General features: G+C 58.9%; 6 protein-coding genes, 2 tRNA genes and 3 rRNA genes. 10 read left to right on the forward strand and 1 reads right to left on the reverse strand.

Annotation, left to right across the window (positions count from 1 at the left end; translation table 11 throughout):
* The first annotated feature begins 2 nt into the window (after nucleotides 1-2).
* From OKW41_RS04800 to OKW41_RS04830, 7 genes are all read left to right on the forward strand, one after another.
* A complete protein-coding gene (locus OKW41_RS04800; protein ID WP_429571728.1) occupies nucleotides 3-743 on the forward strand; it encodes a CbtA family protein in 741 nt (246 codons plus the stop codon).
* A 601-nt stretch (nucleotides 744-1,344) separates the two neighbouring features.
* A 16S ribosomal RNA gene (locus OKW41_RS04805) occupies nucleotides 1,345-2,875 on the forward strand.
* Between the two features lie 79 nt (nucleotides 2,876-2,954).
* Nucleotides 2,955-3,031, forward strand: a tRNA-Ile gene (locus OKW41_RS04810).
* Between the two features lie 53 nt (nucleotides 3,032-3,084).
* Nucleotides 3,085-3,160 (forward strand) — tRNA-Ala (locus OKW41_RS04815).
* Between the two features lie 366 nt (nucleotides 3,161-3,526).
* Nucleotides 3,527-6,408: ribosomal RNA gene (locus OKW41_RS04820) — 23S ribosomal RNA — on the forward strand.
* A 253-nt stretch (nucleotides 6,409-6,661) separates the two neighbouring features.
* Nucleotides 6,662-6,775 (forward strand): 5S ribosomal RNA (gene rrf, locus OKW41_RS04825).
* Together the 16S, 23S and 5S rRNA genes with 2 tRNA genes alongside form the textbook arrangement of a ribosomal RNA operon.
* 201 nt (nucleotides 6,776-6,976) lie before the next feature.
* Nucleotides 6,977-8,020 carry a transporter gene (locus OKW41_RS04830; RefSeq protein ID WP_429571729.1) on the forward strand — a complete coding sequence of 348 codons (1,044 nt, stop codon included), beginning with the start codon at nucleotides 6,977-6,979 and terminating at the stop codon, nucleotides 8,018-8,020.
* A 132-nt stretch (nucleotides 8,021-8,152) separates the two neighbouring features.
* On the opposite strand, the gene hmpA is transcribed toward OKW41_RS04830, so the two are convergent.
* On the reverse strand, nucleotides 8,153-9,334 hold the full coding sequence (gene hmpA / locus OKW41_RS04835; RefSeq protein WP_429571730.1) for an NO-inducible flavohemoprotein: 1,182 nt from the start codon (nucleotides 9,332-9,334) through the stop codon (nucleotides 8,153-8,155).
* 138 nt (nucleotides 9,335-9,472) lie between these two features.
* Between hmpA and norR the strand changes: the two genes are divergently transcribed.
* From norR to OKW41_RS04850, 3 genes are all read left to right on the forward strand, one after another.
* Complete coding sequence (gene norR, locus OKW41_RS04840) at nucleotides 9,473-11,068, forward strand: nitric oxide reductase transcriptional regulator NorR (RefSeq protein ID WP_429571731.1); 1,596 nt, start codon at nucleotides 9,473-9,475, stop codon at nucleotides 11,066-11,068.
* Between the two features lie 218 nt (nucleotides 11,069-11,286).
* Complete coding sequence (locus OKW41_RS04845; RefSeq protein ID WP_429571732.1) at nucleotides 11,287-12,129, forward strand: FAS1-like dehydratase domain-containing protein; 843 nt, start codon at nucleotides 11,287-11,289, stop codon at nucleotides 12,127-12,129.
* An 18-nt stretch (nucleotides 12,130-12,147) separates the two neighbouring features.
* Nucleotides 12,148-13,311: an acyl-CoA dehydrogenase family protein gene (locus tag OKW41_RS04850; RefSeq protein WP_429571733.1), complete on the forward strand. Its 1,164-nt coding sequence runs from the start codon at nucleotides 12,148-12,150 to the stop codon at nucleotides 13,309-13,311.
* The last annotated feature ends 5 nt before the right edge of the window (nucleotides 13,312-13,316 follow it).

The raw sequence follows: 13,316 nt of genomic DNA on the forward strand, positions 1-13,316 counted from the left end.
ACATGGTAGGTAAATTGTTGGTGCGCGGGATGCTCGCGGGCATCGTCGCGGGCTTGCTCACGTTCGCGTTCGCGCGAATCGTCGGCGAACCACAGGTCGATCATGCCATTTCATTCGAAGAAAAAGCGGCCGCCGCGCGCGGCGATGCGCCCGAGCCCGAAATCGTGAGCCGTCAGACGCAGGCTGGCCTCGGCCTGCTGACTGGCGTGGTCACGTATGGCGCGGCATTTGGCGGCCTGTTCTCGCTGGTGTTTGCGTATGCGTATGGACGCGCGGGTACGTTGAGCGTGCGCGCGCTGTCCGCGTGGCTCGCGCTTGGCGCGTTCATGACGCTCGTGATCGTGCCGAATATCAAGTATCCGGCTAATCCGCCGTCGATCGGTGATCCGGAGACGATCGGCACGCGCACGGGCCTGTTCTTTCTGATGATCGCGATTTCGCTCGCGACGATGGTGTTTTCGCTGAAGGTGCGGCGTCGCGCGGCGGCGAAGCTGGGTGCGTGGAACGGTTCGATCGTCGCGGGGCTCTTGTTCGTTGTGGTCATCGCGGCCGTGCAACTGTCGATGCCGGTCATCAATGAAGTGCCGGCCGCGTTCCCGGCTGTGCTGCTGTGGAAGTTCCGCGTCGCGGCGATCGGCATGCAGGTGGTCATGTGGACGACGATCGGGCTGCTGTTTGGCGCGATGGTCGAGCGCAGCGCTTTTATGCGTACGAATGCGCGGGTGACGATGAAGTCCGCCTGATTGTGACGGTGACACGTGGCCGCGCAAGCGGCCATGCTTCGCGCGCAACGCGCGAGAATGGTTTTGGATCAAGCACTTGCCGCGGTTGTGGAGCGGTTATCCACAGCCTTGCAAACATTTTCTGTGGAAAAGCTGCTTAACGGCTTTTCGCAACTCCACTCATCTCTTCCTTTCGCCGCGGCGCTCCGGAGAATTCAATTGGAAGCCTAACTAATTCAGGTTGCACGCGGCGCTGCTCAATTTTTAAGCTCTTCAACTTTTTAAAATAAATTGTGAGAAGGGTATTGACGCGTTGTCGACCGCTCTCCATAATCCCGCTTCTCTGCTGCAGACGCAGCGACGCAAACGAAGCAGTGCCGGGTAGTGGTGGTTCAGGCGCGGCGGGTTTGGCGGACCGATCTTTAAAAACTAACAGTCGATAAGTGTGGGCGCTTGATGCGGAATGCGGCGGCGGATTCTGTGGAATCTGCTGTCAGGCAGAAGTATCAGAAGCCTCACACAGTATTGGAGGAAGGTTTGTCTGTCGGAAGACGGATCAATCATCGTCAGTACGTTGAGTGAGCGACCGGGTTCGAGAGAGCCCGAAAACAGTAACAGGTTTGAACTGAAGAGTTTGATCCTGGCTCAGATTGAACGCTGGCGGCATGCCTTACACATGCAAGTCGAACGGCAGCACGGGGGCAACCCTGGTGGCGAGTGGCGAACGGGTGAGTAATACATCGGAACGTGTCCTGGAGTGGGGGATAGCCCGGCGAAAGCCGGATTAATACCGCATACGCTCGGGAGAGGAAAGCGGGGGATCGCAAGACCTCGCGCTCAAGGGGCGGCCGATGGCAGATTAGGTAGTTGGTGGGGTAAAGGCCTACCAAGCCGACGATCTGTAGCTGGTCTGAGAGGACGACCAGCCACACTGGGACTGAGACACGGCCCAGACTCCTACGGGAGGCAGCAGTGGGGAATTTTGGACAATGGGCGCAAGCCTGATCCAGCAATGCCGCGTGTGTGAAGAAGGCCTTCGGGTTGTAAAGCACTTTTGTCCGGAAAGAAAACCTCGTGGCTAATATCCGTGAGGGATGACGGTACCGGAAGAATAAGCACCGGCTAACTACGTGCCAGCAGCCGCGGTAATACGTAGGGTGCGAGCGTTAATCGGAATTACTGGGCGTAAAGCGTGCGCAGGCGGTGCTGTAAGACCGATGTGAAATCCCCGGGCTTAACCTGGGAACTGCATTGGTGACTGCAGCGCTGGAGTATGGCAGAGGGGGGTGGAATTCCACGTGTAGCAGTGAAATGCGTAGAGATGTGGAGGAACACCGATGGCGAAGGCAGCCCCCTGGGCCAATACTGACGCTCATGCACGAAAGCGTGGGGAGCAAACAGGATTAGATACCCTGGTAGTCCACGCCCTAAACGATGTCAACTGGTTGTCGGGCCTTCATTGGCTTGGTAACGTAGCTAACGCGTGAAGTTGACCGCCTGGGGAGTACGGTCGCAAGATTAAAACTCAAAGGAATTGACGGGGACCCGCACAAGCGGTGGATGATGTGGATTAATTCGATGCAACGCGAAAAACCTTACCTACCCTTGACATGTATGGAATCCTGCCGAGAGGCGGGAGTGCCCGAAAGGGAGCCGTAACACAGGTGCTGCATGGCTGTCGTCAGCTCGTGTCGTGAGATGTTGGGTTAAGTCCCGCAACGAGCGCAACCCTTGTCCCTAGTTGCTACGCAAGAGCACTCCAGGGAGACTGCCGGTGACAAACCGGAGGAAGGTGGGGATGACGTCAAGTCCTCATGGCCCTTATGGGTAGGGCTTCACACGTCATACAATGGTCGGAACAGAGGGTTGCCAAGCCGCGAGGTGGAGCCAATCCCGGAAAACCGATCGTAGTCCGGATCGCACTCTGCAACTCGGGTGCGTGAAGCTGGAATCGCTAGTAATCGCGGATCAGCATGCCGCGGTGAATACGTTCCCGGGTCTTGTACACACCGCCCGTCACACCATGGGAGTGGGTTTTACCAGAAGTGGCTAGTCTAACCGCAAGGAGGACGGTCACCACGGTAGGATTCATGACTGGGGTGAAGTCGTAACAAGGTAGCCGTATCGGAAGGTGCGGCTGGATCACCTCCTTTCCAGAGCTGTGCATTCACTGCACTCAAGTGCTCACGCTTATCGGCTGTGGTTAATGGAAGCAACGCAGACAGACATCAGGGGTCTGTAGCTCAGCCGGTTAGAGCACCGTCTTGATAAGGCGGGGGTCGATGGTTCGAATCCATCCAGACCCACCACGGTCTTGTCTGGTGAGCTGAAGGGCTGGGGCCGCTGGAATAGCTGTGGGACTGGGGGATTAGCTCAGCTGGGAGAGCACCTGCTTTGCAAGCAGGGGGTCGTCGGTTCGATCCCGTCATCCTCCACCAATCCTCAATGCGCAGGGTTCTGCCTGAAGGCAGAGCGTTGCGCATTGGCGATTGAGCCAGTCAGGGCGGTATGAGGCACAGGCTTCATACCGGCTGCCGTTCTTTAACAATCAGGAAGAAGTAGTAAAGAGATTCACGAAAGCATACCTGGAGATGGGTGTGTGAGTAGGTGAATCAGGGTTGTGATTGTATCGATGTATTTTAAAGGTGATCGAAAGATTGCCTTGGAATACGGCGCAACACGAATACTCAACCTGTAACGGAACGTGAATGGTCGACTCCTTTGGGAACCTGTCCCCTCCGGGGATGGGACCAGAGTAAGCGCTAAAGCGCTAACACTGGTCGACAGAGACACACCCGTTATAGGGTCAAGCGAACAAGTGCATGTGGTGGATGCCTTGGCGATCACAGGCGATGAAGGACGCGGTAGCCTGCGAAAAGCTCCGGGGAGCTGGCAAACGAGCATTGATCCGGAGATGTCCGAATGGGGAAACCCACTCCTAATGGAGTATCCGTAGCTGAATCCATAGGCTGCGTGAGGCGAACGCGGTGAACTGAAACATCTAAGTAACCGCAGGAAAAGAAATCAACCGAGATTCCCAGAGTAGTGGCGAGCGAAATGGGATCAGCCTGTACACGTTATCTGTATTGTTAGTCGAACGCTCTGGAAAGTGCGGCCATAGCAGGTGATAGCCCTGTAGACGAAAACAGCATGGAAGAACTGGGTGTACGAGAAGTAGGGCGGGACACGTGAAATCCTGTCTGAAGATGGGGGGACCATCCTCCAAGGCTAAATACTCGTGATCGACCGATAGTGAACCAGTACCGTGAGGGAAAGGCGAAAAGAACCCCGGGAGGGGAGTGAAACAGATCCTGAAACCGCATGCATACAAACAGTCGGAGCCTCTGCGAAGGGGTGACGGCGTACCTTTTGTATAATGGGTCAGCGACTTACATTCAGTGGCGAGCTTAACCGATTAGGGCAGGCGTAGCGAAAGCGAGTCCGAACAGGGCGTCCAGTCGCTGGGTGTAGACCCGAAACCAGGTGATCTATCCATGGCCAGGTTGAAGGCACGGTAACACGTGCTGGAGGACCGAACCCACTAACGTTGAAAAGTTAGGGGATGAGCTGTGGATAGGGGTGAAAGGCTAAACAAACCTGGAAATAGCTGGTTCTCTCCGAAAACTATTTAGGTAGTGCCTCGTGTATCACCTTCGGGGGTAGAGCACTGTCATGGTTGTGGGGTCCATTGCGGATTACTACGCCATAGCAAACTCCGAATACCGAAGAGTGCAATCACGGGAGACAGACATCGGGTGCTAACGTCCGGTGTCAAGAGGGAAACAACCCAGACCGCCAGCTAAGGTCCCCAAATATGGCTAAGTGGGAAACGAAGTGGGAAGGCTAAAACAGTCAGGAGGTTGGCTTAGAAGCAGCCACCCTTTAAAGAAAGCGTAATAGCTCACTGATCGAGTCGTCCTGCGCGGAAGATGTAACGGGGCTAAGCCATATACCGAAGCTGCGGATGCACAGCAATGTGCATGGTAGGAGAGCGTTCCGTAAGCCTGCGAAGGTGCACTGGAAAGTGTGCTGGAGGTATCGGAAGTGCGAATGCTGACATGAGTAGCGATAAAGGGGGTGAAAGGCCCCCTCGCCGTAAGCCCAAGGTTTCCTACGCAACGTTCATCGGCGTAGGGTGAGTCGGCCCCTAAGGCGAGGCAGAAATGCGTAGCTGATGGGAAGCAGATTAATATTTCTGCACCATTGTGAAATGCGATGGGGGGACGGATCGCGGAAGGTTGTCCGGGTGTTGGAAGTCCCGGTCCTTGCATTGGAGAAGGCGCTTTGGCAAATCCGGGCGCGGAATTCAAGGGTGCGAGGCGAGTCGCTCAGGCGACGAAGCAACTGGAAGGGGTTCCAGGAAAAGCCTCTAAGCTTCAGTTTCACAGTGACCGTACCGCAAACCGACACAGGTGGGCGAGATGAGTATTCTAAGGCGCTTGAGAGAACTCGGGAGAAGGAACTCGGCAAATTGGTACCGTAACTTCGGGATAAGGTACGCCCTCATAGCCTGACTGGCCTGCGCCAGAAGGGTGAAAGGGTTGCAATAAACTGGTGGCTGCGACTGTTTAATAAAAACACAGCACTCTGCAAACACGAAAGTGGACGTATAGGGTGTGACGCCTGCCCGGTGCCGGAAGATTAAATGATGGGGTGCAAGCTCCTGATTGAAGTCCCGGTAAACGGCGGCCGTAACTATAACGGTCCTAAGGTAGCGAAATTCCTTGTCGGGTAAGTTCCGACCTGCACGAATGGCGTAACGATGGCCACACTGTCTCCTCCCGAGACTCAGCGAAGTTGAAGTGTTTGTGATGATGCAATCTCCCCGCGGCTAGACGGAAAGACCCCATGAACCTTTACTGTAGCTTTGCATTGGACTTTGAACCGGTCTGTGTAGGATAGGTGGGAGGCTATGAAGCGTGGACGCCAGTCTGCGTGGAGCCGTCCTTGAAATACCACCCTGATCTGTTTGAGGTTCTAACCTTGGCCCGTGATCCGGGTCGGGGACAGTGCATGGTAGGCAGTTTGACTGGGGCGGTCTCCTCCCAAAGTGTAACGGAGGAGTACGAAGGTACGCTAGGTACGGTCGGAAATCGTGCTGATAGTGCAATGGCATAAGCGTGCTTGACTGTGAGACTGACAAGTCGAACAGGTGCGAAAGCAGGTCATAGTGATCCGGTGGTTCTGTATGGAAGGGCCATCGCTCAACGGATAAAAGGTACTCTGGGGATAACAGGCTGATACCGCCCAAGAGTTCATATCGACGGCGGTGTTTGGCACCTCGATGTCGGCTCATCTCATCCTGGGGCTGTAGCCGGTCCCAAGGGTATGGCTGTTCGCCATTTAAAGAGGTACGTGAGCTGGGTTTAAAACGTCGTGAGACAGTTTGGTCCCTATCTGCCGTGGGCGCTGGATATTTGAAGGGGGCTGCTCCTAGTACGAGAGGACCGGAGTGGACGAACCTCTGGTGTACCGGTTGTCACGCCAGTGGCATCGCCGGGTAGCTATGTTCGGAAGAGATAACCGCTGAAAGCATCTAAGCGGGAAACTCGCCTTAAGATGAGATATCCCCGGGGCTTCGAGCCCCTTGAAGGGTCGTTCAAGACCAGGACGTTGATAGGTCAGGTGTGCACGTACAGTAATGTACTGAGCTAACTGATACTAATTGCCCGTAAGGCTTGATCCTATAACCGGTGTGTTTTGCGGTCAGCGTGAGCGCTTCAGCTGTCGGCCGGAGTTAGTGCTTCAGCACTTACTCCGGGCCCATGCAAAGCGCTTACCCGGACCCCACCCCCGAAGGGGGCAGGAACACGCACACGGTTGAGATCGGTGTTGTGCCAGAAACAACACAACCCCCCACCCGAATCCTTTACGCTTCTTCCCGATTGGCTGTGGCGCAACCGGTTGACTCCAACCCTGCGACGCAGCAACCCGTCATGCCTGATGACCATAGCGAGTCGGTCCCACCCCTTCCCATCCCGAACAGGACCGTGAAACGACTCCACGCCGATGATAGTGCGGATTGCCCGTGTGAAAGTAGGTAATCGTCAGGCTCCTCCCCAGTCAGAAACCCCACCCGCCGCGGTGGGGTTTTTGCGCTTACGCGGCCGTCATCGGCAGAGATGACGTTTCGGAGACAATTCAGCCGCCACAATTCGACAATACGACGCCGGAAAGTGCGCGCGTCAACTCTCTTTCAATTGTTCGCGCTATGCTCACGTATTCCTTTCGGAAGCGCTGGCATCGAACGACCTATGAAATCAGATCTGGCAATGCAAACCTACGGCGCGGATTCGTCGGGTATGGTCTGCGATTTCCGGTTTTCGCCGACGCTCGCCGGGCGGCCGATCGACGCGGACGAAGTCATCGACCGGTTCCGCGAGCGCGAGGACGATGCCGGCACTAGCGCGACGGACGCTGGCGAGTTTCTATGGCTTCATTTCAATCTCGCGCATAGCGCGAGCGAGCGCTGGATGCGGTCACAACTCGATCTGCCCGAAACCTTTTTCGACGCCTTGCGCGAAGGCTCGCATTCGACGCGGATCGAGCACGCGGACGGCGCACTGCGCGCGGTCGTCAACGACGTCATGTTCAACCTCGAATTCATCCCGTCAGAAATCGCGACGCTGTGGATCTACGCACATAAGCGGCTCATCGTGACGGCGCGGCTGAAGCCGCTGCGCTCGGTTGACCGTTTGCGCGCGTCGGTGCGCGAAGGTGAAATATTCAGGTCACCTGCCGAACTGCTAGTTCATCTGATGCGCGACCAGGCCGACCTGCTCGTGCAGATCGTCCGCCGAACCAGTGCCGACGTCGATCGAATCGAGGATCGCTTTCTGTCGCAACGGCCGACGCAAAACCGCCTGGACCTCGGCGCGATGCGCCGCACGCTGACACGCCTGCAACGCATGCTGGCACCCGAACCGGGCGCGATTTTCCGCTTGCTGGCGAGGCCGCCTCGCTGGCTTCATGCGGAAGACGTGCAAGATCTGCGTGAATCGACGGAGGAGTTCTCGGTCGTGCTTTCGGACGTAGCGGGATTGATCGAGCGGGTCAGATTGCTGCAGGAAGAAATCACCTCGCGCCTCGAGGAGCAGAACAACCGGACGCTATTTACGCTGACGCTGGTCACGGTGCTGGTGATGCCGATCAATATCGTCGCCGGTTTCTTCGGCATGAACGTCGGTGGCATTCCGCTCGCCGAGAACAAGCGTGGCTTCTGGCTGATGGTAGTGCTGGTCGCCGGTTTTACCGGGCTGACGGGCTGGTGGGCGTTTCGCCGCAGGAGGGAGCGCTAGAAGGCGCAGCAGATTTGGCCCGCTTTTTACGAGGCCAAACCGCCGGCGTGATCGAAGCCCGAACATGCCCGTCTTCGAATGCGCTTCGCAGCGATTCAAAGAGGGCAAGTACTCGTCGATTACTCGAGTGCGTTATTCGAGCGCGGCAGCCGGCCCAAAGAACTCATAACGGCTCTGCGATTCCGGCACGCCGATCGTCTTCAGGCCTTTCTTGATCGCCTTCATGAACGCGACGGGCCCGAGGAAATACACGTCGACATCGCGCGTTTCCGGCAACCACTTCTTCAGATTCGCTTCGTCGACGTAACCGACCGCGTGCGCTTCGGCATCGCCATCACGGCGCTCCTCGTAGCAATAGAAGCGCTTCAGTTGCGGATGGCGTGCGGCCAATGCATCGATTGCGCCGCGGAATGCATGCACGCCACCATGACGGGCCGCGTGAATGAAATGCACCGTACGATTGGTCTTCAGCGCGGCCTCCAGCATCGCCATCGTCGGCGTAATGCCAACACCGCCGCTGATCAGCACCAACGGCTTGTCGCCAGGTTGCAGCGTAAATTCGCCGGACGGCGCGAACAGCTCGAGCGAGTCGTTTTCCTTGATCTGCTCGTGCAGATACTTCGACACGGTGCCATTCGGTTCACGCTTCACGCTGATGCGATATTCGCGGCCATCGCTCATTGCGGACAGCGAATAGTTGCGACGCACTTCTTCGCCGCCGATCACCAGACGCACGCCAATGTACTGACCCGGCTGAAACGCGAGCAATTCGCCGCCGTCATCGGGACGCAGATAGAACGACGTGATCTCGTCGCTTTCACGCACTTTGCGCGCGACGCGGAACAACCGCGTGCCGCGCCAGCCGCCGGGCGCTGCTGCGCTTTCGGCGTAGATCTTCTCTTCGAGGCCGATCAGCAGATCGGCGAGTTGTTGATACGCGGCGGCCCACGCTTCGATCACGGCGTCGGTTGCGACGTCCGCGCCGAGTACTTCGCGAATCGCGCGCAGCAGACACTTGCCGACGATCGGATAGTGCTCAGGCTGCACGTTCAGCGACACGTGCTTGTTGATGATCTGCGCGACTAGCCCGCCCAACTGCTCGAACTGATCGATATGGCGCGCATACATCAGCACGCCGTTGGCCAACGCGCGCGGTTGCGCGCCGCTTGCCTGATTGGCTTGATTGAACATCGGGCGCACTTCCGGATGCTCGCTGAGCATCAGATTGTAGAAGTGCGTGGTGAGCGCCTCGCCGCCGCTTTCCAGGAGCGGCACGGTTGCTTTGATGATGGCGCGGTGTTCGGCGGATAGCATGTTTTTAAGTCCTGGTGAGAGTCTGAGTGAGCGTCTGTCTATCAGCGAATGTCACAGCCGGTTTCGGCAGACTGCCTTTACGATCCACGATTCGTGCCAGGTATAAAATGCATTTAGATCAACGATCTGGCAATTAACATGGTTCATTCGACCCTAGTCGAAAAGACTCGACCCGCAGTCGATCTGACTACAGGGGCGGTCCTCGATGTTCTTACCCCGCTGATTCTCGACCTGTCGCGCGAGCTGTCCGAGCGCGAGCGTTATCGGCGGCTGCTCAGCGCGCTGCGCTCGCTATTTCCGGGCGACGCGGCGGCTCTGCTACGCCTCGAAGGCGATACGCTGGTGCCGCTCGCCATCGACGGCTTGAGCAGCGATACGCTCGGGCGGCGTTTTCGCGTCGCCGAGCATCCGCGCTTTCAGGAGCTGCTGGCCCAGCCAGGGCCGACGCGCTTCGCCGCCGATTCCGGTCTGCCCGATCCCTACGATGGCCTCGTCCAAGGCATGGCGGCCGGGCACCTCGAAGTGCACGACTGTCTGGGGTGCCCGCTGTTCATCCGAGGCGAGCCTTGGGGCTTGCTCACGCTCGACGCACTCGACCCGGCGCGCTTCGACACACTCGACATGGCCTCGCTGCAGGCGTTTCTCGGCCTCGCGGCCGCGACCGTGAGCGTCGTCGAACGCATCGACGCGTTGGCGCGCAATGGCGAGGAGGCGCAGCGCCGCGCGGAAGCGTATCGGCTGGCGAGCAGCGAGAGCCGGCGCGAGCTGATCGGCAGCAGCGACGCGCATCGCCGCATGATCAAGGACATCGAGGTGGTGGCCGCCAGCGATCTGACCGTGCTCGTCACCGGCGAGACCGGCGTCGGCAAGGAACTTGTCGCCAATGCGATCCACGCGCTGTCGCCGCGCGCGAACAAGCCGCTGATCAGCCTGAACTGCGCGGCGTTGCCCGATACGCTCGTCGAGAGCGAACTGTTCGGGCACGTGCGCGGCGCGTTTTCGGGAGCCTCGGCGGATCGACGCGGCAAGTTCGAACTCGCGGACGGCGGCACCATTTTCCTCGACGAAGTCGGTGAGTTGCCCCTCGCGGTGCAGGCAAAGCTGTTGCGCGTGCTGCAGAACGGCCAGTTGCAGCGCATCGGCTCGGACCACGAACACAGAGTCGACGTGCGGCTCATCGCCGCAACCAATCGCGACCTCGCCGAAGAAGTGCGCGCGGGCCGCTTTCGCGCCGACCTCTATCATCGCCTCAGCGTGTATCCGCTACGCGTACCGCCGTTGCGCGAGCGTGGCCGCGACGTGCTACTGCTGGCGGGCTTCTTCCTCGAAGACAATCGCTCCCGGCTCGGTTTGCTGAGCCTGCGCCTTGCGGCTGACGCGCAGGCCGCATTGCTGCACTACTCATGGCCCGGCAATGTGCGCGAACTGGAGCATCTGATCGGACGCAGTGCACTGAAGGCGTTGGCGGCCAATCGTGAGCGCCGCCGTATTCTGACGTTGACGGCCGCGGACTTCGCGTTGCCGGACGCACAAGATCATGAAGCCAATCAAATCGCCACGCAGAGCGAGGAAAGCGAGACGAAAGACTTTCGCAGCGCGGTCACCGAGTTCGAACGCAATCTCGTTCTCGAAGCGCTGATCCGCAACAGGCAGAACTGGGCGGCGGTCGCGCGCGAGCTGGGGCTGGACCGGGCGAATCTGAATCGGCTGGCTAAACGGCTCGGGCTCAAATAAGCGAACAGGCGCAGGGGTGCCGTCGCGGCCCGGCACTAAGGTCAAGCCACATCGAACCGCCGATCGCGCTGACAACAGATCGTCAGCGCCGCTCGCTGGGCTCAACGTCTTAACGAAAAACAAAGGCCCGCTTCGGAAAATCGAACTTCGCGGAACGCCGCGCGTCGGTCATAGTGGGCCCTCACGAGGATCAACACACTGAATCTGGAGACTCCGTCATGTCCGCTGCCCCAGAGAAACTCGACGATTGGCTCAACAAGCAGGCGGTGGCCGAAGACGACATCACCGCGTTTCCATTGAAGGCGCTTGCCGCCACGCTCGATCGGGAGGAAAACGGTAACACCGTGCCGCCGTTGTGGCACTGGCTGTACTTTCTGCCGGTCACGCCGCTATCCGAAGTCGGTCCCGACGGACATCCGAAGCGTGGCGGTTTTCTGCCGCCCGTGTCACTGCCGCGCCGCATGTGGGCTGGCGGCCGGCTCACGTTTCATGCGCCGCTGAAGATCGGCGAGCATGCGCGGCGCACGTCGACGATCGCCAATATCGAGGACAAGACCGGCCGCTCGGGCCGCCTCGTGTTCGTCACCGTGCAACATACGATCGAAGTCGATGGTGAGTTGAAGCTCGAAGAGGAGCACGACATCGTCTATCGCGACGCGCCGCAGGAGGGCACGCGGCCGCAACAGCCGGCGCCCGCGCCCGAAGACGAAACATGGCGCCGCACGATCGACGCCGATGCCGTGATGCTGTTGCGCTACTCGGCGCTGACTTTCAACGGCCATCGCATTCACTACGACCATCCTTATGTCACGCAGGTCGAAGGCTATCCGGGCCTCGTCGTGCATGGCCCGCTGATCGCGACGCTGCTGATCGATCTCGTGCGCCGAGAACTGCCGCAAGCGACGCTGCAAAGCTTCGCGTTTCGCGCGCTTCGCCCCACGTTCGCGGACCAGCCGTTCACGGTATGCGGCAAGCCCGCCGCCGACGGCAAGACCATCGACCTGTGGGCGAAGGACCACGAAGGTTATCTGACCATGCGCGCGACCGCCGCGCTCGCCTGAATTCCGCGAGACTCGACTATGCAAACCACGCAACACGATTCGTTCCAGGACATTCGCGAGGCCGTGCGCGATCTGTGTCAGCAGTTTTCCGGCGAGTACTTTCGCAAGATCGACGAGGCGCGCGGCTATCCGGAAGAGTTCGTCGACGCGCTGACGAAGGCCGGCTGGCTCGCCGCGCTGATTCCGCAGGACTTCGGCGGCTCGGGGCTCGGGCTCACGGAAGCGTCGGTGATCATGGAGGAGATCAATCGCGCGGGCGGCAACTCGGGCGCGTGCCACGGGCAGATGTACAACATGGGCACGCTGCTGCGGCACGGTTCGGAAGAACAGAAGCGCAAGTATCTGCCGAAGATCGCGAACGGCGACCTGCGTTTGCAATCGATGGGCGTGACCGAACCGACCACCGGCACCGATACGACGAAGATCAAGACGACCGCAGAGCGGCGCGGTGACCGTTACGTGATCAACGGTCAGAAGGTGTGGATCTCGCGCGTGCAACACTCGGACCTGATGATTCTGCTCGCACGCACCACTTCGCTCGCGGACGTGAAGAGGAAATCAGAGGGCATGTCGATCTTCATCGTCGATCTGCGCGAGGCGATCGGTCATGGCCTGACCGTGCAGCCGATTCTGAACATGGTCAATCACGAGACCAACGAGCTCTTTTTCGACAACCTCGAAATTCCGGCCGAGAATCTGATCGGCGAGGAAGGGCAAGGCTTCAAATACATTCTCGATGGCCTGAACGCGGAGCGCACGCTGATCGCCGCGGAATGCATCGGCGACGGTTACTGGTTTGTCGATAAAGTCACCGAATACGCGAAGGAGCGCGTCGTGTTCGGCCGGCCGATCGGACAGAACCAGGGCGTGCAGTTTCCGATCGCGCGCTCGTTCATCAACGTCGAGGCAGCGAGCCTGATGCGCTTCGAAGCGGCACGTCGTTTCGACGCACATCAACCGTGCGGTGCGCAGGCGAATATGGCGAAGTTGCTCGCGGCGGATGCGTCGTGGGAAGCGGCCAATGCGTGCCTGCAATTTCACGGCGGCTTCGGCTTCGCGTGCGAGTACGACATCGAGCGCAAGTTTCGTGAAACGCGTCTGTATCAAGTCGCGCCGATATCGACCAATCTGATTCTCTCGTACGTGGCCGAGCATATCCTCGGGCTGCCGCGTTCGTTCTGACCCGC

The sequence above is a fragment of the Paraburkholderia sp. UCT70 genome, assembly GCF_050434085.1.
In the GTDB taxonomy this organism is placed as follows: Bacteria; Pseudomonadota; Gammaproteobacteria; order Burkholderiales; family Burkholderiaceae; genus Paraburkholderia; species Paraburkholderia tuberum.